Origin of the sequence: Streptomyces canus, from assembly GCF_041435015.1 — a bacterium.
GTDB classification, from domain to species: domain Bacteria; phylum Actinomycetota; class Actinomycetes; order Streptomycetales; family Streptomycetaceae; genus Streptomyces; species Streptomyces canus_G.
Genome location: NZ_CP107990.1, coordinates 68,363 through 87,861, shown reverse-complemented (window position 1 = coordinate 87,861; position 19,499 = coordinate 68,363). Strand labels below are relative to the sequence as shown.

The 19,499-nt window shown below is 68.3% G+C and carries 20 protein-coding genes; 9 read left to right on the top strand and 11 right to left on the bottom strand.

The annotated features are described in order from the left end of the window. Positions 1–93 precede the first annotated feature (93 nt). The gene (locus tag OG841_RS47910; RefSeq protein ID WP_371571333.1) at positions 94–372 is read left to right on the top strand and encodes a hypothetical protein; all 279 of its coding nucleotides are present in this window, start codon (positions 94–96) and stop codon (positions 370–372) included. Between the two features lie 238 nt (positions 373–610). On the opposite strand, the gene OG841_RS47905 is transcribed toward OG841_RS47910, so the two are convergent. Together OG841_RS47905 and OG841_RS47900 are read right to left on the bottom strand one after the other, a co-directional pair. Next, complete coding sequence (locus OG841_RS47905; protein ID WP_371571330.1) at positions 611–1,582, bottom strand: hypothetical protein; 972 nt, start codon at positions 1,580–1,582, stop codon at positions 611–613. A gap of 19 nt (positions 1,583–1,601) precedes the next feature. Next, positions 1,602–2,387, bottom strand: a complete 786-nt coding sequence (locus OG841_RS47900) for a hypothetical protein (RefSeq protein ID WP_331724800.1) — start codon at positions 2,385–2,387, stop codon at positions 1,602–1,604. 357 nt (positions 2,388–2,744) lie between these two features. Here OG841_RS47900 and OG841_RS47895 point away from each other — a divergent pair, with 357 nt between their 5' ends. Beyond that, positions 2,745–3,038 carry a hypothetical protein gene (locus OG841_RS47895; protein ID WP_331724799.1) on the top strand — a complete coding sequence of 98 codons (294 nt, stop codon included), beginning with the start codon at positions 2,745–2,747 and terminating at the stop codon, positions 3,036–3,038. Positions 3,039–3,402: 364 nt separating this feature from the next. On the opposite strand, the gene OG841_RS47890 is transcribed toward OG841_RS47895, so the two are convergent. Beyond that, complete coding sequence (locus OG841_RS47890) at positions 3,403–3,666, bottom strand: hypothetical protein (RefSeq protein WP_331724797.1); 264 nt, start codon at positions 3,664–3,666, stop codon at positions 3,403–3,405. After that, the gene (locus tag OG841_RS47885) at positions 3,663–3,968 is read right to left on the bottom strand and encodes a DUF6247 family protein (protein ID WP_331724826.1); all 306 of its coding nucleotides are present in this window, start codon (positions 3,966–3,968) and stop codon (positions 3,663–3,665) included. Before OG841_RS47885 ends, OG841_RS47890 begins: the two co-directional genes overlap by 4 nt. A gap of 2,895 nt (positions 3,969–6,863) precedes the next feature. Here OG841_RS47885 and OG841_RS47875 point away from each other — a divergent pair. Then, positions 6,864–7,040, top strand: coding sequence for a hypothetical protein (locus tag OG841_RS47875; RefSeq protein ID WP_371571325.1), 177 nt, complete (start codon positions 6,864–6,866; stop codon positions 7,038–7,040). Positions 7,041–7,062: 22 nt separating this feature from the next. On the opposite strand, the gene OG841_RS47870 is transcribed toward OG841_RS47875, so the two are convergent. Continuing rightward, complete coding sequence (locus OG841_RS47870) at positions 7,063–7,254, bottom strand: hypothetical protein (protein ID WP_331724795.1); 192 nt, start codon at positions 7,252–7,254, stop codon at positions 7,063–7,065. A gap of 1,170 nt (positions 7,255–8,424) precedes the next feature. Between OG841_RS47870 and OG841_RS47865 the strand changes: the two genes are divergently transcribed. Then, positions 8,425–8,871, top strand: a complete 447-nt coding sequence (locus OG841_RS47865) for a hypothetical protein (RefSeq protein WP_371571323.1) — start codon at positions 8,425–8,427, stop codon at positions 8,869–8,871. 149 nt (positions 8,872–9,020) lie between these two features. Here the strand turns inward: OG841_RS47865 and OG841_RS47860 are convergent, their stop codons facing one another. The 6 genes from OG841_RS47860 to OG841_RS47835 all read right to left on the bottom strand — a co-directional run bounded on the left by OG841_RS47860 (position 9,021) and on the right by OG841_RS47835 (position 15,005). Beyond that, positions 9,021–10,043 (bottom strand): hypothetical protein, encoded by a 1,023-nt coding sequence (locus OG841_RS47860; protein ID WP_371571320.1) that lies wholly within the window; start codon positions 10,041–10,043, stop codon positions 9,021–9,023. Positions 10,044–10,525: 482 nt separating this feature from the next. Then, positions 10,526–10,696, bottom strand: coding sequence for a hypothetical protein (locus OG841_RS47855; RefSeq protein WP_331724825.1), 171 nt, complete (start codon positions 10,694–10,696; stop codon positions 10,526–10,528). A 249-nt stretch (positions 10,697–10,945) separates the two neighbouring features. After that, a complete protein-coding gene (locus tag OG841_RS47850; protein WP_331724792.1) occupies positions 10,946–11,407 on the bottom strand; it encodes a PPC domain-containing DNA-binding protein in 462 nt (153 codons plus the stop codon). A 28-nt stretch (positions 11,408–11,435) separates the two neighbouring features. Further along, complete coding sequence (locus OG841_RS47845; protein ID WP_331724791.1) at positions 11,436–12,419, bottom strand: asparaginase; 984 nt, start codon at positions 12,417–12,419, stop codon at positions 11,436–11,438. A 39-nt stretch (positions 12,420–12,458) separates the two neighbouring features. After that, entirely contained in the window at positions 12,459–14,105 is a 1,647-nt protein-coding gene (locus OG841_RS47840; protein WP_371571316.1) for a helix-turn-helix domain-containing protein, read from the bottom strand. A gap of 561 nt (positions 14,106–14,666) precedes the next feature. Continuing rightward, the gene (locus OG841_RS47835; protein ID WP_331724788.1) at positions 14,667–15,005 is read right to left on the bottom strand and encodes a GntR family transcriptional regulator; all 339 of its coding nucleotides are present in this window, start codon (positions 15,003–15,005) and stop codon (positions 14,667–14,669) included. 325 nt (positions 15,006–15,330) lie between these two features. On the opposite strand from OG841_RS47835, the gene OG841_RS47830 reads away from it, so the two are divergent. The 5 genes from OG841_RS47830 to OG841_RS47810 all read left to right on the top strand — a co-directional run bounded on the left by OG841_RS47830 (position 15,331) and on the right by OG841_RS47810 (position 19,432). Beyond that, the gene (locus OG841_RS47830) at positions 15,331–16,110 is read left to right on the top strand and encodes a hypothetical protein (RefSeq protein WP_331724787.1); all 780 of its coding nucleotides are present in this window, start codon (positions 15,331–15,333) and stop codon (positions 16,108–16,110) included. A gap of 205 nt (positions 16,111–16,315) precedes the next feature. Next, positions 16,316–16,747, top strand: coding sequence for a hypothetical protein (locus tag OG841_RS47825; RefSeq protein WP_331724786.1), 432 nt, complete (start codon positions 16,316–16,318; stop codon positions 16,745–16,747). Positions 16,748–17,055: 308 nt separating this feature from the next. Beyond that, positions 17,056–17,253, top strand: a complete 198-nt coding sequence (locus OG841_RS47820) for a DUF5999 family protein (RefSeq protein ID WP_331724824.1) — start codon at positions 17,056–17,058, stop codon at positions 17,251–17,253. 248 nt (positions 17,254–17,501) lie between these two features. Further along, positions 17,502–18,257, top strand: a complete 756-nt coding sequence (locus tag OG841_RS47815) for a hypothetical protein (protein WP_331724785.1) — start codon at positions 17,502–17,504, stop codon at positions 18,255–18,257. A gap of 17 nt (positions 18,258–18,274) precedes the next feature. Beyond that, the gene (locus OG841_RS47810; RefSeq protein WP_371571312.1) at positions 18,275–19,432 is read left to right on the top strand and encodes a hypothetical protein; all 1,158 of its coding nucleotides are present in this window, start codon (positions 18,275–18,277) and stop codon (positions 19,430–19,432) included. Positions 19,433–19,499 lie beyond the last annotated feature (67 nt).

Genomic DNA, 19,499 nt, shown 5'->3' with positions numbered 1-19,499 from the left:
ATCGGCAACGACCTGCGACGACGCCGAAGACCTCGAATGGACTATCCCAGCAACTGCCACGTTTGGGCCTCCAATCAGCTTGAGGAGGCCCACATGTCCGCCCCCAACATCACTTCCCGGCTTGGGGCTGGCCTTGCCTCGTCCGCGCCACCCGTCGTCCTCACCTTGACCGGCGCGCCCTGGTGGATCCTGCTGGCCGCTTCGCTGCCCGGCGCCCTGACTCTGATCCTCCAGGCCCTGATTCCCCAGAACTCCCGGGACCGACTGGAGTGGTGGCGCGACCGGCGCCGGCACCGGGAGCACCTCTTGAACGTGCCCTCCGCGCCTTCGCCGACAGCTCCCGATGCCGATGGCCCGTCAGCGCAACGCTGACGGTGGGTGGTTCAGCGTCCCCAGCCCGCGACGGGTGTTCTCCCGTCCCGTACGCCTTCAGCACCGCTCGACACCGACGTCACCGTCACCGAACTCGGCCCGATCGCCCGGCGTAGCGTCGGACGGCCGAGGAAGGCGACGGTGGTACCGGCCGCCACGCAATAAGAGTCGCGCTCTCCGAGGCCCGTGCGGATGTGTCCGTGCGGGCCTCGGTACGCTGGCAGGGCCAGGCCGTATCTCAGCTGCACTGCGGGACGTTCCAGTCCGTGTTGTGTGTGTAGGGCTTCTGGCCCGGGGTGTCGCCGTTCCAGAACGTGTTGGCGACGGCGTAGTACTGGCCCTGCCAGTCACCGCCGATCTTGTACCACCATCCGTCGGGCTTGGCGGATTCGATGCTGGGTGCGTAGACCCGGCAGATCACTTCCACCTGCGCCATGGGCTCGATCTTCGGACCTGGGCCGCTGGCGTGGTACGGGTCGGAGAAGGTGGGCGAGCCGTGGGTGCCGCTCTGCTCGGTCACAGTCTGCGGCGTGGCAGGAGTCGTTGTCGGCGGAGGCGGCGGAGGCGGCGGAGGCGACGGGGCCGAGGTCGGCGTGGGAGACGGGACCGGCGACGGAGGCGGGGGCGTTGTCGCCTTGGGCGTGGCCGGCGCAGTTGGTGTCGGTGTGTAAGTGTCCGGTACGGGCGGGAAACGGGCGATGAGGGCGGGGTCGCACAGGGGGGTGCGGGTCTGCTCGGGCACCGGGATGAGGGCGGAGTAGATCCATCCTGCCCAGCCGGGATGGGGTGCGCCGTCGTTCTCTGTGACGTAGAACCAGCGGTGGTGGCTCTTGGGATACCCGGTGGGCGTGACTCCGAGGTCCGTCCAGCACCGCATGGTGACGGGGGTTTCTGGCTTCAGCCAGTCCTGGATCGGGCAGTCCCCGGTGGTGTCTCCCTGCGGCGCAGGCCCGGTGCAGGAGCGCAGTTTCACCAGGTCGTTGGGGTCTTGGTCGGGCTTGACGTGGCTGATCTCGCCGTAGGGCCGGGTAACCTCGGGCGCCGGTGTGGCGACCTTCGAGTCCGCGGCCGGGGTGGCGTTGTCGTGGTGCGCCGACGTCACGGCATAACCGCCGGACACCAGGACGACCGCCGTCAGAGCGCCTAAGGGGACCAGCCTCCGGTATCGGGCGGTCCGGGAACTGCCGGCGGGTTCGGTGCTGTCGGGCACGTGCACTCCTTGGAGAGGGTCAGGCCGCGTTGACCTGGAAGGTGACCCAGTCGGTGCTCTTGTGGGTGGTGTCGTCGGTGACGCGGGTCCTGTACTGGCCGACCGGGTCGCCCTGGTCGCAGGTCCACTTCCAGCCGAGCACGCCGCTGCTGTTCGCCGTGCCGTGCGGGTCGAAGTCGCTGCGGGTGTAGGGCTGGCCGTCGGGCTCGATGACCTCGGTGGTGTAGGGGCCGTTGCTCGTGAACCCCGACGAGGTGCTCTGGAGGACCTGTCCGACGCTGGTGCACGCGCCGTTGACCCGCAGCTCGGGATGGGAGTCGGCGTCCGGCCACACCATGTACGCCACCAACCCGGCGACGACCGCGACGGCGCCGCTGGCGGCGGCGATCCAGGGCCACCGTTTCCTTCGGCGGGCCGGGGAAGGCCGCCCTGGCCTGCCCGTCTGCGCATCGGGATTCGGATCGGGCTCAGGCGGCTGCGGGTCCGCACGGGGCGGGGCGTGAAGGCGGTCGAAGACTTCCTTCCACTGGTTGATCTCTTCCACGGTGGGCTGTGGTCGGTCGGCGAAGTCGGCGCAGGCCTTGAGGAGCCCGTCGATCCGTGCCCACTGCTGCTTCCTGATCGGCTGGTCCCCGCGCAGTAGGGGAGACATCGTGCCGGGCGGGAGAGTGACCCCCAGTCCCAGAGCGCTGGCCCGGCCCTCGACGGTGCCGAAGGTAGGCTCCCCGCAGTCGATGCGGTACTGCGCCAGGGCGGCGCGGTAGTCGCCCCAACTGGTTACGCCCAGTAAGTAGTTCTGCGTCACAGCGGCTCCCTGATCACACTTAGGTGACGCACAGGTTGTCAGAAGATCGACTTATGCGGCTACTTGCCCTATGAAAGCAATTCAGTGTTTTTGTCATGTTCGCGGGAACCCCTCTCTGATCTGCGCGAATGCCGTTCCGAACGGCTTCCGAACGTTTCCGAGGACCGTCAGAAGATCCCGAAGCTTCCGAACGCCGTAGTCACTCCACTCACGGCGCCGGGCCACTGGACTGCTGCCGTGCCGCCGACCGGAGGCACAAGTGCCCTCCCACGGCGGGCATTTCCTCACCGGGGGAAGCGCGCGGCGCATCGGCCGACACCGCGTGCCTCCCCCGGCCTCTGACCCAAGAGGTATGACATGTACGGCCACGACCCGCTCCTGCTGATCGTCGTCATCGCGCTGGTCGCGTGCGTGATCGGCTGGATCCACCACCGGCACCCCGCCATCGGCGCTGCCATCGACCTCGCCGCCAAGGTCGTCCTCGCCCTGATCGCCGTGCTGGTCTTCGTGTTCATCACGACCAAGAGTCCGCAGACCGGCCAGCCGCCCCTCACGCCCGCGACGCAGTCCCCGGGGACGCTGGCACCTGCACCGACACCTGACACGGTGAAGGCTCCGGACCTCGCGCCCAGTCCAGCGCGTCACAGCTGAGCAGCCGAAAGGTCTCTGTCCCGGCATCCTCTGCCGAGACAGAGACCTTTTGTCAGGGTTCGATGAACGGCAGGGCGACGGCGTGCAGTTTGGTCTGTAGGTTGATGTCGCTGGTCGCGACGTACCAGGCGGAGCCGGGGTGACGGGACTGCAGGAAGAGGGTCGAGGCGATGAACCGGTCGTCCGGGACGTTCAGGTCGAGCCAGTCGGGCAGCGCCTCGGACTTGGGCTCGATGTACTCGAAGACGGCGTGGACGTCGCCGGCGACCCGGACTCCGAGGGTGACGTCGCCGTTGGTGCGCAGCCCCTTCAGGCGCCGGTCGGCTCCGGAAACCTCGTTCCGGAGCAGGCCCGTCCGCGTTGATCAGCCGAGCCAGACGATGTCCAGGATGGACAGGTGGTGCAGGGCGCGGTTGGCGAAGTAGATGACGGACAGCTGGCCGATGGAGGCGATCCGGATGTCCTCGCCCTCAGGGTCGCCGGCGTCCCACTGCGGGAACCCCCAGGGGTTCCCGGCCGCGGAGTCCAGAACGTCCCAGGCCATCTGCGCCGCGTGCTCGGGCAGGACGGTGAGCACCTTCGCGGCCTGAGCGGAGAGGCGGACCGCGTACAGCTGCCGTCCGGTCACCGGCGCCTGCTCCGGATTTCCTCGAGGTCCACGAAGCCGGTGTCGTCGCGGCCGGAGGCGAGGAACGCGTCGACCGCGGGGGCGGAGGCGACACGGGCCTGCCACACCTGGACGACCTCGTACAGCCCAGCCAGGGAGAACGTCCGGCGCGATTCCTCGAGAGCGGCCGCCCACGCTCGCTCGAAGGCCGGCACCCACGTGTTGGCGCGCTTGTCGGCTCGCAGCCGGGCCAGGAGTTCGGCCGGCGCCCCGGGCGCGGGGGCGTACGAGGCGACGGAGGCGTGGTCGGGCTGCGCGCTCATCGGGTCCTCCCGGCAGGTCGTCACCTCACGGTACGCGCGCCCGGACGCTGTGGATGCGGACATGAGGCAGATCCCTCCTCCCCGATCAGGGCGCCGGCGACAGCGCAGGGGCGTGCGGCAACGACTGCTGGTTGAGGACTGGCCGTACGCGGTCTCCGCGAACCACCATGACTCGGGCGTGTGTCTCCTGCTCTGCGGCCGCGGTTCCACCAACGTCTCGAGCTGCCCGTCGCCGTGCTGGAGGCAGACGCCGATGCCGTAGACACCGAACTCCAGCAGCTTCTGCGGGTAGTGCACGCTGGGAGCCCGGGTGATGATCATCCGGCGCGCGCAGAACCCCGTGAACCTCTGTGCCGCGTCCAGAGCGATCTGACAGGCGCCCGCCGACCGCACCGTGGCCACCAGCACCCGGCGCGGACGCACGACGCACGACGCAGGCCGTGGGGCAGCGCCATCAGCACGTCCAGGCCGCCGAAGCCGTACCCGGTGGCCACGCCCAGGCCGGCGGCCTGCCGCCGCATGTGTTCCACGTCGTCGATATCGATGTGGAGCTCCGCAATGCCGAAACCGGCAGACGCGGGAACGGTCGCGAGCATCTTGCCTCCTCTATCTGGCCACGCTGCTCGCGACGGTGTGGGAATGGCGGGTGCGACGGGTGCCGACGCTGGCTGGCAGGACCCAACAGAGCGTCGCGCCACACTCTCGAACGGCCCCGAGGCCTGACTGATCGCAGCAATGGCCAGGGTTGCCGTCCAGCTGGCCAGGAGCGGACAAGACCGCGGCCACGATGCGAAATGGTTCCGTCCCCGGCAGCTGACATGCCGGGGACGGAACCGGCTCGTTATGTCGCCTTCAGCGGCGGGGCAGGGCAACACTCGCCGCTGCTGCGAGCCCCGATGCGCCGATCGTGGAGGCGGCTGTGAAGACGGCCGGCTCCTGCGGGAGGAGAACCGTCATGACGACAGCTGCAGTCAGAGCAGCAACCGCGAGTCCGAGTGCGGTGATCACCGGGATCCAGTGAGGGGCGCGAGCGTCTGGTTCCGGATCGGAAGAAGTGTCGGTCACGTGTTTTTTCCTTTGGCTCAGAGGTGTGCACGTATAATCACGCCGAAGAGACAAAGGCTGAGTGGTAGCAACACTCGTGGCGCCCCTGCCCGATTCCGCGCTTATCGCTTACGCCGGGTTGTGCCCTAGTTGCACGTGTTGGAAACCAACGCGTGCCAGCCCTCGGCAACTTTCAAGTAGGCGCCGCCTTGGGGAAGTTGGCAGCCAACCTCTGACATCTTCAGCCCCTTCCGAAAAATGATCAACATTTGGTGACGTCAGCCTCAGAGGTAACAATGGTAGCTATCTCACGCCATTTCGATGGTTGCAGAGAAGGTGGTTATGAGCCCTTCCCAAGCGGAGATAACTTGAGTGAAGTTGGTCGACCAATTGGGGAATTTAGTTGACCGACTTGACCGGTGGCGGCCTCTGCTGGTGCATGGTTCTACCAGGCCAAACAGCTCCTGAACTGCTCCGAGCAGGTTCTGAGCATCGAGCCCGAGGGGACAAGCCGCCGTGCAACACGTGTGCCCCGTGGTGCACGAGCACTCGCGCTGACCGTCAGCTCGGCGGTATCACCAGCCTCAATGGAAAGTCGCCCCCCAGCACTAAGCGCGACGCATGCAGCGCCCTGACCTGGAGAGACTCCAGGTCCAAACGCTACAACTTCCACTTATCTAGTGGGAGTTGTTGGAAGCTTGTTTATGGACGGCTTCCAAGTGGGAACAACAGGGTTAGAGTTGGTTGCCAACTTGGTAGCGGTGGTGGAAGTTTTGCTTCGGTGACGAATGGGGCTCAGAGGTGTGCCTAGCCGCTTTGTGGTAGCAGCAGAGCGGTGCAGTCGTTCGAGCAGATCATGCAGCGGAAGTACGGTGCCACGGGCATCACCGCGGTCCCGCTGCTGACCATCAGCGTCAAGACCAAAGGGTTGCCTCCACATGCTTGCGTGGAGGCAACCCTTTGGCGTAACTATGACCTGAACAGCGCTTTTCTCTCCAGGGTCGTCGATCATCCGAGCCAGACGACGTCCAGCACCGAGATGTGGTTCAGCGCGCGGTTGGCGAAGTAGATGACGGACAGCTGGCCGACGGAGGCGATGCGCACGTCCTCGCCCTCCGGGTCGCCGGCATCCCACTGCGCGAACCCCCACGGGTTCCCGGCCGCGGAGTCCAGAACGTCTCACACCATCTGCTCCGCGTGCTCGGGCAGCGCAGCAAGCACCTTCGCGGGCCGTGGCGGTGAGGACGATCAGCGGATCGGAGTCCTTGCCGTACCGGTTCAGCTTTGCGGCACCGAGGCCGGACTCGCGCAGCGTCCACTCCACCAGCTCCGGGATCGTGGTCGCTGGGCAGTCGAGCACGATGCCGCCTGTGCCGCACGCGGAGCCGTCACCGTCCAGCACCGCGAGCGGACCGTGCGGGAACCGCGGGTCTGCGGCGGCCTTCTTCCCGGCCGGGCGGCGCGACGACGTCGCCGGGCGCACGGCCGGACGCTCCGGTGCGGCCGCGACGGCGGACGCCTGGACCTGGGTCGTCTCCGCCTCGGACGTCTCGGGCACGGCCGGGCCGGTGAACGTCTCCGGAACCGGCCCCGGGCGGGGCGCGAGAGCAGGGGCGGGACGAGGGACGGCAGGCGGCAAGACGACATGCCGAGGGCCCTCCGCCGACGGTAGGCGCGTGTGACCCCGGCCACTCGACAGTTCTTGATATCTGCGGGGCCGATATCGAGGTGGGGTCGTACGGTCGTCGAGCAGCGAAGACACCCATTCATGTGGATCACTGCGTCCTGCCGGGCAATGCCCGGAATACCCGGAGCGAGGCGCACCGCGCGCTGCCGACCAAGAGGAGCCAGATGGATCGAATAGACACCGGTATCGCGATGTTCGGAGTGGTCTTGCAGGCCCTCGCCCTCTTCCTCGACCCGGCCGGTGCGGGCCATGCCGACACCAATGTCACCGTGAACGTCACGCAGTCGGCTGGACTGCCCGCCGTGCCGCCGGTCTGCCTGGGCGCGCCCCGCCGGGAGTGACGGGGCGCCTCCGGTGCCCGGGCTACAGGTAGCGGTGCTGGAGCTCCGCGGCGAAGTACGAGCCGCCGTGCTCGTCACGGACCACGTAGTCGTCCAGGAGGACGCGGACGCGACGGCCGAGTAGCTCGCGCTCGATGACCTCACCAGCCGGAGCGGAGCTCTGGAAGACGATGCGGCGCTCCCCGAACACCGCGGCGGGGTTCTGGCCTCTCACGCGGGGCGTGCCCCCTGTGGGCCACCCTTCACCTATTCGGTGCCGGGAGACGTGATTGGACAGGGCCGGCCCATTCAGTACGACGAATCCCCGTCCGGCGCAGACGGGAGATGCCCGCTTCCGCGCCTCTTCGGACGGCGGTAGCCTGGTTGTTGCGGCCCGCGACGGAGCCGCGATCAGCGCAGGTCAGGACCGCTTTCCTCTTTTTTCGAGGCACGAGCACCCTCAAAAAAAAATCTCGAGCCGCTTTTGCTGGGAAAACACAAGCGTCTCGGATCAGGGTCTCTCGCCTCGTCGAAAGCAGTTCCGATGTCACTGCCGTCCCTTGGCTACCTGTCCCGCAGCCTCCTCGTGGTCGCCCGCGTACTGCCCCTTCTCGTGATCGTGTGCCTGTCCGCCCCGGCCTGGCTCGCCTGGGTGTTCCTCTCCCGCGAGCGCCAGGAGATGGTGCTGGAGATGGTGAAGACGATGGGGGCATGGGCATGCGCCAGCACGCTCCCCGGCTCTGAAGCGTTGTCCACGGCGGGCCTGGCGCTTCCCCCGTCGGCAGCCCGAGAGGGAACACCGGACGGTGCGGTCAGGCCGCCTCACCGACGTCCTCCTGCCGGAGGGGGCCGGGGACGGCGCCGGGGGCGTGCTTGAGGGCCTGGCGCGCGTCGACCATCGACGACCCCTTGATGCTCTCTGCGGCGGTGACCGTCGGCTGCAGCAGGCACCCATAAGTGACCCGGTGCCAGCCTATGCCCGAGGATCTCGCGCGGCGCGAGTAGCTGGCCCCTAATACCTGGCCTTCACCATCAGGCGCGACGGCGCCCTCCGCGGTCTCTCGGTACCTGTCCCAGCGACTCCGGCGGTCGCCCTCCTCCGCAGCACCGGCTGCGGGGATCGGGCCGGCGGCAGCACAGCAGCAAACGACTGAGTGTTCTGTGCGCAGACAGGGCAGGCCCCGGCCAGCTTCGCCGCGGTCGAGCGGGAGAGCTTGACGAGGGTCCCGCCCGTCGACTGCGTTCCTGCGGGGGTGATACGCCGGACCTCCTGCCCGTCGGGCGTGCGCTCGGGGTCCGAGTGGAAGTGCACCGGGCGGCCGTCCGCAAGAACGATTTCCGAGGCCCGGCGCCTGGAGATGACTGCGGGCGCTCCGAGCCGCTGTTCCTCGGCCCGGTTCCACGCGTGTTCCCACTCGCGCAGCACCATTCCCTTCGCCCCGCAGGCGATGGCGAACGCCCGGACGAACTGTCGGGTGGGGCGGCCGCCCTCCTGGCGGAGGAAGCGCCCGACCGTGGCGTGGGCCAGGACGCCGTCGCTGGCCGCCTCCAGCTCGCGGAACGGCCGGGCGCCGTCCTTCGGCTGAAGGAGATCACCGCTCAGGCGCGCACATCGCCGGCGAAGGTGTTCTCCGTGAGCGTGCCGCTGAACCACCCCTACGCCCCGCACCAGGCGCCGGAGCAGCTACTGGCGGCTGCGGTCGAGGGCGTCGAAGTGCATGGGTGGCGACTGGACAGCGTGAGCACGTACGGCGGCGCTCTCCCGACGTCGCACTACCCTCATTTCGATCCCGAGCCCCGCTTTTGGGCTCTGCTGGTCTTCCGCACCCCGTACCGGGGCCGCGACGTCTGAACCGGACGCGGCGAGGGGGTTCGGCATCGGCTGAGACATCGCACCTTCCTTGATCGCCTGTATTGGCCGCTGGGGGCAGATCTTGCAGCGAAGGAGGCCAGGTCCCCGCTGGATACCTGCCCGGGCCTACACGGGGCGCACAGCACGTTCTACGCACCCGCGAGAGTTGCAAGGTCCGGATGGCAGCGGGGGCACTTCTCTCCTGAGCCCAGCTCTCCGAGGGTCCGAAACCGCGGATTGAGGCGCGCTGCCGGCGTGCCCTGCCCGCACTTCCCGCACCACTCGGGCAAGCCAGGGCGACTCCGGCTCGAAACCTCGGACGGGAGCGGTGCAGTGCACCGCTCAGCGTGCTGGGCAAGGTTGGACCAGCCGCGCGGAGCCATCTCCCGAGCCCGGTCACACAGCCACGCCTCTGGCAAACCCTGGGCTAGCAGCTCAACGGCCTGGCGCTCCAGCTTGGCCCGGGTGCCGTTCAGCACCGGTCGCCCGAGTGCTTCTGCATACGCCGCCACGACCCGTTCCCCTGCTGCCTTCTGGCCTGTCCGCTCCCGCTGCTGCGGCAGCTCAGCACCGGAGGGGTTCTGTCCCTCGGGCGAAGCCTCATCCTCTCTCTCTCCGTCCGGAGGGACATCCACTGAACCGTCAGCGTCCCCTGCGACAGGAGAGAGAGAAGAGGGAGTAGTAGAAGGAAGGAGAAGGGGGTCGGAATCCGGCCCTGCACCCCCGTCGGATTCCGACGGGGGGTGGGTCGGGATCCGACGGGGGTGGGTCGGGATCCGACCCTGAGGGGGGTCGGAATCCGACGGGGGGTGTGACCTGGTAGTTTCCTTCGGCACGTTGAAGGTCAGCTCCTCCACGAGGGTCGGCCCATAGTCGGTGCGTGCACGCTTCATGCTTGCCAGCAGGTCCAGGTTCACCCGGTACAGGTCCGCGATCCGCGCTCCGTTCTTCGGGCTGTACCGCTCGCTCGACGCCAGCAGGCCGCGCTGGATCAGCCGCTGCTTGTTCGACTTCGCGGCCGTCATCTTCATGTGGGATTCGTCTGCCAACTGCTGCATGGACGCGATCACGTAGCCCTTGGCGTCGGTGTGGTTGCAGCACGCCAGCAAAAACGCGCCCTCACCCACGCTCAGCCCGTCGGCCTGGAAGACCAGGTTCATGTGCTGGATCACCGCGCCACCTCCCGCACCCTGAGGGCAGCAGTGGCCTGGGCGGTTCGCGAAGCGACGCTGCGGCAAGACGAGGCAGCGGGCCCGGGCGCCTCAGCAGACGGGCAAGAGCTGCGGAGCCTCTCCGCGGGCGCTGCCGGATGCGCGAGTGCGCCGGACACACCGGCAAGATCTGTGGTCCGCGGCCTTGGCGGACGGTGGAACGGGCGGTGCAACTGGGTCATCTCCCCAGGTAGGGGAGCCGCGACCAGCAGGTGTGACCTAGCAGGATCCCGGAGTAGTGGCGTTGCGCAATCTGTAGCGCATACTCTGGGTATAGGTGACCACGCGGGCTCTAGGGCTCACGGGCATCACCCCCGGCGAGGTCACCTCACCGGAACACGACTCAGAGTTGGTAGCTCGGATGAGTCGGACTTGGAAGCGGCTCCTGTTGTGGCGACAGGGGCCGCTTCGCATTTACGGGGATCGGGCGAGCGTCATTCTCCTCAGCCTGCCTCTCGCACGGGTGTCTCAGCCGCTGTCGCCGCCTCCGGGTATTTCTCGGCCCAACCCTTCAGTAGGTGGGCGTAGGCGTGCAGGCGTCGCCGATGGGGCTTTGCCTGGCCGGTCTCCCATCGGTGGAACGCGACGCGGGTTACCCCGAAAACCTCAGCCACCTCATCCTGCGTCAGGTCCGCGGCTTTGCGGAGATTCGCCCGCACAGTTGGTGGCGGCAAGACATCTGGTCGCGCGAGCAGAGCATCGACCGCATCGAGTAGTTCAGACACTGCTCCCCCTCCCCTCACGTGAACCGAAACTATACATAACTCTCCGCTGTAAACAGTGCGGTTGGCGGCGTTTCGTTCGATGGAACGGACTCAATCCGAGGAACAGTGGCCAGGGCGCGGGGCATTCACACGCTTCTCTCACGTGCCGAAGGTCAGCAAGGGAACGTCGTAGAGATCGGGGTTGTTGGGCCGGGTCATCACTGGCGACGTGACTTCCACTACGAGCATCTCGACAAGGAACTGCACTTGGGCGCTGAGCAGGTGGCTCGTGTGCCCGGTGGCTGATCGCGCCTTCTCCCCCAACGAGGTGTGGATGTGCGGCAGGACTGTGTCGGTCTCAGCGTCGTACGCGAGCGTTCCGCAGCCCATTGCTTCCACCCCGGTCAGATGGACCTTGCTCCACACGGGGGCTTCGGGGTTCTCCAGCTTCTCGCAGGCGCCGACGATCTCCGCTTCGGCGAAGCCTGCGATGAACATGGGGATGTAGCCGTGCCGCACGCCGTTCTGGCGGCAGAAGTCGGCGAGCGTGGGAAAGAAGTCGTCGCCGTGGTCGAAGGTGACGCCGAAGGTGCGGCCGGTGGTCAGTTCGTAGCTGCGCAAAGTGGGGGTCCCGGGGCTGTTGAGGCGGTTAGGAGAGGGTGCTGAAGAGCTGGAGGATCTGGTCCTTGTCAGCGCCTGTCATCAGGAGCAGGTGCAGCAGGATGCGTGCCTTGACCGGGTCGAGAGTGCTGCCGGAGATCAGGCCGCGAGCGAGCAGGTCCGACTCGGAGCCGGGGAAACCGTAGGTCTGCCGGAGCACAGGACCGGATCCGGTGCGGGTGGCCAGGATGACCGGCATGCGCTTGGCGAGATCGGTGAGGGCGTCCACGCAGGCCATCGGCACGTGGCCGGCCCCGAACGCGGCGACGACCAGGCCGTCGACGTGGTCCCCGAGGGCCTGGAGGAGCGTCCCGTCGTCTCCGATCCCGACCGTGAAGATGGTGGTGCGGACGGTGGGAGCGGCGATGTCCTGGGGAGCGATCGTCGGGGCTGTATCGGGGCGGGCGAGGATCCGTACGCGGTCTTCCGCGACGTAGCCGATTGGCCCGGGGTACGAGGTGAAGGCGGTCGGGCTCGTGGCGTGGGTCTTGCGGATCCAGCGGGCAGCGTGGATCTCCTCCCCGAACACCACTACACAGCCCGTGCCCCGGGCTTCCGTGCTGGCCGCGGTGCGGATCGCGGCCAGCACGTTCGCGGGGCCGTCCGCTCCCGCCATGCTTGCGTTGCGCATGGCGCCGGTGACCACGATCGGCCTGTCGCCTGTGGTGACTAGGTCCAGCAGGTACGCGGTCTCCTCGATCGTGTCCGTCCCCTGGGTGACGACCACGCCGTCGACCGTAAGCGTCTCGATCGTCGCGGCGAGCTCGAACAGGTCGGAGAAGGACAGCGAGGCGCCGGGTAGGCGGCGGAAGTCGTGCACCTGGACGTGGATGCCGGTGTCGGCAAGACCCGGTACGGCCGCGATGAGGTCGTCGGCCGACAACGTCGGCGTCGCGCCGCCGTCGGTCTGTGCGGTCATCGCGATGGTGCCGCCGAGTGAGATCACTGCGACGTGCCGGACGGTGTCGGCCATGGCCTCTTTCCCCTTCGTGGACAGGCAGATGGTGCGGGATCAGTGATCGGCGGGAAGAGAGGCCACGTACGCGCACGCGGCGTCGATGCCAGCTGATGAGACCAGTCGGCTGCGGGACTGGATCAGCCCGGATGATCCGTATCGGGCGAGTTGGCCGCACCGCTGGATCAACCAGGACCACGGCAGATCGAGGTACTGCGCCAGAGCACGCAGCCGCCCGGCAGCCGTCGGCGCTGCGGTGAGTGAGTCCGCGTCGACGTCGCGCGCCGCGATCGTGAACTCGCGGACGACCGAGGACCGGGCGGTCACGTCGACGTGCCACATGCCATCACCTCGGACCCAGTTCGCGATCACAGCTTCCTTGTCGGGTGCGACCACGAACCCCTCAACGGACTCGTACGCGGGGTCGGACGTGAACTGCGCGTGGATCCCGAGCGACTCCATCAGCGCCACGGCCAGGAACAGCAGGATCCGCTCGTACCTCGGAGACGAACGGACGACCTCCTCCGGGATGCAGAATGCCCGGGTGCTCGCGCCGCCCAGCACCTTCGTGGTCTCCCGTAGATACGGGTACTTGTGATCGAAGATCAGCCACGCGCTGGCCTCCTCACCTCGCTGTTCCCGCGTCCAGAACGCTGGCAGCTCCGGGAGCTCCGGCAACGCCTTCAGGATGTGGCGCGCGCAGAAGTCCGAGCCCAGCCACATGTGGGCCACCCCGTTCAGCCCGGGCGCGGCCTCCCGGCTGACCGCGGAGGAGGACAGCCGCTCATACGCCTTGAGATCACTGCGCGTCTCGGAAAGCGCCTGGTCATCAGCCTGAAGAGCGTCGTCGTAGTTACTGACGGCCCACAGGATGCCGTAGGTGAGATCGTCCAGCTCGTACGCGGCGGGCGCAGCGACCTCGTACACGCCGCCGTTCCGCGCAAGCTTGCCGCGGGCCGCGCGCCCGTCAAGGGCGTAAAACGTAGAGGCGCCCTCGCTACTGACTGCCCCGACCAGAAGGCTTCGGTGTGGCCGGGACAGGAACTCCTCCGCGCGCCGGTGGTCAGGGATTGACACGACCACACGGCTCCCCTCGATGCGCGCGGGGTGGACCTGGAGGGAGAGCTGGGAACCGAGCATGGAACGGCCTCCCGGCAGCAGCGCCTGCCAGTCGACCCCGAAGTCTGGGACAGGCCGGGACAGCCGAAGTCCCGACCAGCTCTCGGAGGCAGTACTCGCGAACCCGAAGGGATCTTCTGCCGGACTGACCACCGCGGCCGTCGGCGCGGGAAGACCAGCCATCGCTGCCGCGCCGATCCCCACACCGGCGCGCAACAGCGCGCGTCGATCGAGTGCCACGAGCACCACCGTTCCATCGTCGAGACGTCGGGGGACGAAGATCCCCTCACCGTTCGACGCTGCCGCCTGGGACAGGGCCATGGCCAGGTCTGACGATGTATCGGATACATGGAGCACCGGATCGGATACATGCCCGGCCCCGGTGACGCCTCGGTCGATCTCCTGCCACAGCTCGATCAGGAACCCGCCGGCACCAACCGCCTGGTCGATGAGCTCAACTTCGCTCCGCTCCTTTGGCGGCCGGTCGCCGTTCTCCCATCGCTGCACCTTGGAGTGCGAAACGAACGTCTTGGCGGCGAGGTCTCGCATGGACATGCCGCGCGCCTCGCGCAGTTCCCGAATCATGTAGCCAAGGCGATGCTGGGGCGACTGATCCGGCGTCAGCACATTCGGCCTCTGCCCCATTCCGGGCCCCCTCCATGTATCCAAGTCCCTGTATCCGCCGGACGGATACAGGCCAACCGTAGAAGCTGCTGAAGATCACGCCTACACCTGTAATGGCGACTCCACCAGCCGGAGTTCCCAACTGCCACTCCAGGAGGGCGAGATGACCTCGAATCGGCATGCCCACAGCACGACGCACACCGTCGCTGACGCACATGGTCGCCACGTCGACTTCACGCTCACAGGGGCGACGCCGACACATGGCTACCCCCGCACGAGACCGGTCATAGGGGCCCGGTCTCGTGGCCGACCTGGCGCAGTGGTGATACGACTTGCCGCGATCTTGACGGCTGGCCTGGTCATATCGGTGCTGTTGATAGTCATTCGCGACATCGCCATCACCGTGGCCAACACCAGCCTGACTGGACTGGTCGTGAAGGCCCTGCTGACGTCCTCCAACAGGAGGGATCGGTGAGCGTCGTGTTTGATGCAACCCAGTCCACCCCCCTTTGCGACACCCAGTCAGCTGCTCTTGCCGTCGCCGGCTTCAAGCCGATCCAGCCGCTCAATCAACTCGGCAACCTGCTCCTCCAGGCGCTTGATCGCTTGGGAGGTCGGATCGGCAACGGCGTCGATGGCCGACTCGCGAATGAAGGATCCGCGCCCCTGGTGGGAGTAAATGACGCCCTCGGTGCGGAGCTGTGCGAGCGCGCGCTGCACCGTTCCCGGGGCAACGCCGTAGTGGTCCGCGAGTTCTCGGGTGCTGGGCAACTTGTCGTTGCCTTGCAGGCGGCCAAGTCTGACCTGGTCTTTCACGTCCTGCGTGATGCGTTGGTAGGGCTGCAAGTCCTCGGCCGTCATGAGCCACATCGTAGAGCTCCCTCACCAATCTAGATAGGTTCACCAGCTTAGTTGACACAGCATGGGTGGTTCATGCACTGTATCAACCAAGCTAAGTAAGTCGGTAACGCCGTAAGGGCCTTCCAGGCTCACGGCGCCTACCGATCAACTCCATACGTCTGGTTGACCGCCGCTTTCAGGCGCGGCCGGGGTGACGAGTACGACGCGGTCCCTCGGAGCACAGCCAGGTGCGCCACCCGCAGCTATTGCGCTGCCCGCCAGCCAGGACCCGGGCCCCGCCCGACTCCTGGCCGAAGGAGAGCGCAATCGCAACCAGGGAGAACGCATGCGTCACAACGGCCGTCCCGCCATCAAGGCGAGCACGATCCGCCCCGAAAACCTCAACCTCCGTGAGGGCGAGCCCCGCGCGGTGGTCTGCCCGAACTGCAACACCTGGCGCCGCCTGACCCGCTCGATGATCCGCCCGCACCGCGACGGAGTTGACCAGCCGAAGCCCGAAGGCCGCCGCTACCTGGACGACACCAGCACGGCCCGGCCGGCGAACGGCCGCCGCTGCGACGGCAGCGGGCAGCGCATCGAGATCGACCTCACCCCCGAGCAGTGGTCCCAGCGACTCCTCGCCGCAGAGAGCACGGCTTCCGGACGCCGCACCACCCGCCCGATCCGCAAGCCGCGCCCCCAGGCCACGCCCGCCACGGGCCAAATCACTCCCGCCACCCGCGGGCCGCGAGAGCTCCTTGCAGAGCACATCCAGGACGACTGTGCCCAGTGCCGCTCCGGACACTGCGCCACCGCGATCGAGATGCGTCAGCGGATCCGCCGCATTGCCCAGACCGAAGTCCCCGCCCTGTACGCGCAGCTGCGTACGGCACTTCAACAGCACCGCACCACCTGCTCGCCGTGCCAGGTGAACAACCCCTGCGAGACGGGCCGCCAACTTGGCGCCCGGATCTCCGGGATCGCCCACGACCGAATGCGCAGCACTCGCCCGGATCTGTACCGCACAACGCGCCAGGTGGAGACGGTCCAGCTCACCCGCGACGGCTTCGTCGTACGGCCTGCGGCCAACCGCCAGCGCCGACAGGACGTGCAGTCGCGGAACTGACCGCCCGCTCCTCTTCACTTTCCGGCACCCGCAGCCTGCGCTGCCCGTCGTCGACCGGCCCGCATCACTGCGGGGCTGGTAGCCGGCGGAGTGCGCAGGACGCACTTCCCGCCGGTTCCGGCGGGGCCACGCACGCGACGAACCCCCAGGGATTGCGGCCCTGGGGGTTCTTGTCGCAGGTCAACCGGTGAAAGGAACGACCTGCATGCCCAGCATCATGACACTTCAGCCTGCCCTGGACACCAAGCCTCAGCTGCCGATCCGTCCGGCCCCGCACGAGCGGGACGGCCGTCAGGCCAGCCCGTCCGGCGGCCGCCCTCACCCGCAGGCACACGCCGTGCTGCCCGACCCGGCGACGACCGAGGCGCTGCGCCGCGTCGTCGACGACCAGATCGGGCCGCGCGGGGTGGGGGCGATCTACCAGAACAGCGACGGCGCGTTCGAGGTCATCGCCGTCACCCGCGATCCGGCCAGGGCTCGCGGCCTGCTCAACCGGCGCTGCGCGCAGTGGGCGCTGATCGTCAAGGACGTCACCCGCGCCGGGAGCGAGCCGTTCGTGATCGGTTCCGTGTGGACCGACTCGGACTACCTGGTGCGCGAGGCCGACACCGTGCGCCGCATGGAGGCCTTCGCATGAGGCGCGGCCTCGCACGGTTACGCCACCACCTGTGCTGCAACGGCGGCCAATGCAGCGTCTGCTCCGGCTGGTTCGACAACTGGCCCGGCGGCGTCTGCGGAGCCTGTCAGGCCAACGGCCACCGATGAGCCATCACCCCAGCCCGACATCGCCACCTCTGTCGGCTGCCTGACCCGCCCGGCCCGGCCCCGCCCCCCGTCGGCGGCCGGTCCGGGCGGTGTCCAGGGGAGCCGCGCAGCCGCGCACCCCGCTTCTCACCCGCCTGGAGGTTCTTGATGCATACGTCGACCTGCCGTCAGCCGCGCTCCCTGTGCCAGCACACCCCGGCCTGCCCGACCGCCGACAGCGCGGACGCGGAAGCCGCCCTGGTGGTGGCCGCCCACCCGGAACAGGGCTGGTCGTTGCTGTGCAACGGCGTCCTGCTCTTCGACGACACCGGCGATCTGCTGCCCGACGGCCGCGCCATCGCCCCGCACCGGCCCACCCCCGTGCTCGCCCTCGTGTGAGTGCACCGTCTGTCGGGCCTGACCCGCCAGGCCCGGCCCGCCCTGCCGGCGCCGGTCCGGGCGGTGTCCAGGGGAGCCGCGCAGCCGCTCCGCCACACCCTCGTTCCGTCTGATCACGGAGGACTTTCGTGTCCCCACTCATTCCGTTACGCGCCCGCCTGGACGACTCCGGGCTGCCGCACCCCGCGCCGGCCGCCCTGCCGCAGCAGAGCACAAGCGAGCCCGCCGAACCCCGCGAAGGAGCCGCCATGTCTCGCGGTCGCACGATCACCGTCCCGGCCGACGAGGTCAGCGAGGCTTTCGCTCGTCTCCAGCCGCACCTGCCGCCGTACCTGCGGAAGATCGAGCCGACTGCGTACAACAGGCTGCGGTTCGAGTTGGTCCCGTTCACCGGCCGCGAAGAGTGCCCGACCAGGCCCCGGTCGTTCTACGACGACCCCGCGCTGCGCTTCGTGGCAGAGGAGGACGACCCGCGCGAGTTCCGGATCCGGGAGATGGCCGACCGCGTCATGTCCGACCTGCTGGAACAGGCGGGTGACGAATGGCGGGACGCGGCCTACGTCGCGGACCTGAAGCAGGTCGTCGCGGACGCCCCGGACCGGTGGAAGACCTACGAGCGGGAGGCCAAAGCGCTGGAGTCGGCGTACTCCTACCTGCGCACCCCCGACGCCGCCCGGGTATGGCCGGCCGCGCTCTCCCGCCTGGTCGACGCCCAAGACCGCACCCGCGCGGCCGCCGTCGCGTTCGACGAACGGGCCCTGGATATCGCGGTGGTCCACCGCAAGCACCTCTACGCCGACCTCGGTCACGACGCCGCATTCGCCCGTGACGGCTACCCCGAGGCCAAGGACTGGCACATCGCTTCAGCCGAGGACTACGGCAGCGGCTTTTTCAGCCAGTACGACACCGGCGTCCCGCTCACGGAGCGGGTGCGCCGCCTCATCGAGCAGCAGGACAACCACATCACCAAGGTCGGCCGCCTGTCCGGCACGGCCACCGTCTGAGAGAAAGGACAACGACCGTGACCGCGAAGAACTCGCAAAACCGATGGTGGAAGCGGACGCCGTCCCAGCGCGGGATGGTGATCACCGTCCTGGGGATCGTCACCCTCGGGGTGGCCATCCTGTCGATGTACGTCAGCTACCAGATCCTCCAGCCGAAGTTCGGCAGCTGGGCGGTGCCGACCGTGGGGGCCCTGGACGCCCTGTGGGTCGTCATGCAGGCCACGGAGATCCTCTCCGGCAACAACCGGGCCCGCGCCCGCCGCGTCCAGTACGCCGGCCTCGCCCTCACGGCCATCAACGCCGCCATCCCCACCACCGACCTGATCCTCACCGGACACGGCGAGTTCAGCCTGGCCGTGATCCTCACCCCGGTCGCGATCGTCGCGACCAAGGGCGCCTGGTGGATCGCGCTGCCCTCGCTGGGACGCCGGGTGTCCCCCACCACCCGCGAGCGCATCGACGCCAAGCGCCAGCAGGTCGCCGACCGCCTGGAGGAAATGGAGGCGGAGGCAGCCGACCGGATCGAACTGCTCGAGTTGGCCACCACGCTGGAGGAGCGGGTCGCCGAAGCGGAGACCGCCTACCGCAAGTCCCAGCTCAAGATCCAGCAGGAGATGACCGAGGACCTGCACACCCAGGCCGTGTCCACCGCGAAGACCGTCGCGGACAAGCCGCTGCCCACCACCGTCGCAGCGATCCGGCTGCCCGAGCTCGGCACATGGACGCCCACCGCGCCCGCCCTGCCCGTCACGGCCGACCGTGACGCCCCTGGCGAGGATCACCCGGCACTGCCTGGTGGCCGTGACACCACCGGCACGGACGCCCGTGGCCGTCACGCAGGTCACAGCGATTCCGGTGACGGCCGTGACGGTGACCGTCACGGTAGGCGTGACGAGGACCGTGACGCCGTCACGCTCGCGCAGCTCGCGACCGTCGCGGGCGTGCCGACCCCGCAGCCCGGCGAGCCGCTGACCGACGCTCAGCTCGACGTCGTGCTGCGGCACCTGCGCTACCGCGAGGACCCGCCCCCGTCCTACCGCAAGGCCGGTGAGGCCTACCGCAAGGCCGGCTTCGTCGGCAGCGAGGAGCGGGTTCGCCGCGCATGGGGCGCACTGCTCTCGAAGGAGGAAGGCGACCCCAGCGAGAGCGAGGAAGAGGAAGACGCGGACGCCTGACCAGCGCGTCCGGCACCACCAGTGAGGGCCAGCCCGCCAATGCGGGCTGGCCCTTGCTGCGACTGCC

Coding starts and splice junctions, on each gene's coding strand:
- OG841_RS47910 (WP_371571333.1), top strand. CDS start 94: ATGTCCGCCCCCAACATCACTTCCCGGCTTGGGGCTGGCCTTGCCTCG.
- OG841_RS47895 (WP_331724799.1), top strand. CDS start 2,745: ATGTACGGCCACGACCCGCTCCTGCTGATCGTCGTCATCGCGCTGGTC.
- OG841_RS47885 (WP_331724826.1), bottom strand. CDS start 3,968: ATGAGCGCGCAGCCCGACCACGCCTCCGTCGCCTCGTACGCCCCCGCG.
- OG841_RS47875 (WP_371571325.1), top strand. CDS start 6,864: ATGGATCGAATAGACACCGGTATCGCGATGTTCGGAGTGGTCTTGCAG.
- OG841_RS47845 (WP_331724791.1), bottom strand. CDS start 12,419: ATGGCCGACACCGTCCGGCACGTCGCAGTGATCTCACTCGGCGGCACC.
- OG841_RS47840 (WP_371571316.1), bottom strand. CDS start 14,105: ATGATTCGGGAACTGCGCGAGGCGCGCGGCATGTCCATGCGAGACCTC.
- OG841_RS47835 (WP_331724788.1), bottom strand. CDS start 15,005: ATGACGGCCGAGGACTTGCAGCCCTACCAACGCATCACGCAGGACGTG.
- OG841_RS47830 (WP_331724787.1), top strand. CDS start 15,331: ATGCGTCACAACGGCCGTCCCGCCATCAAGGCGAGCACGATCCGCCCC.
- OG841_RS47825 (WP_331724786.1), top strand. CDS start 16,316: ATGCCCAGCATCATGACACTTCAGCCTGCCCTGGACACCAAGCCTCAG.
- OG841_RS47815 (WP_331724785.1), top strand. CDS start 17,502: ATGTCTCGCGGTCGCACGATCACCGTCCCGGCCGACGAGGTCAGCGAG.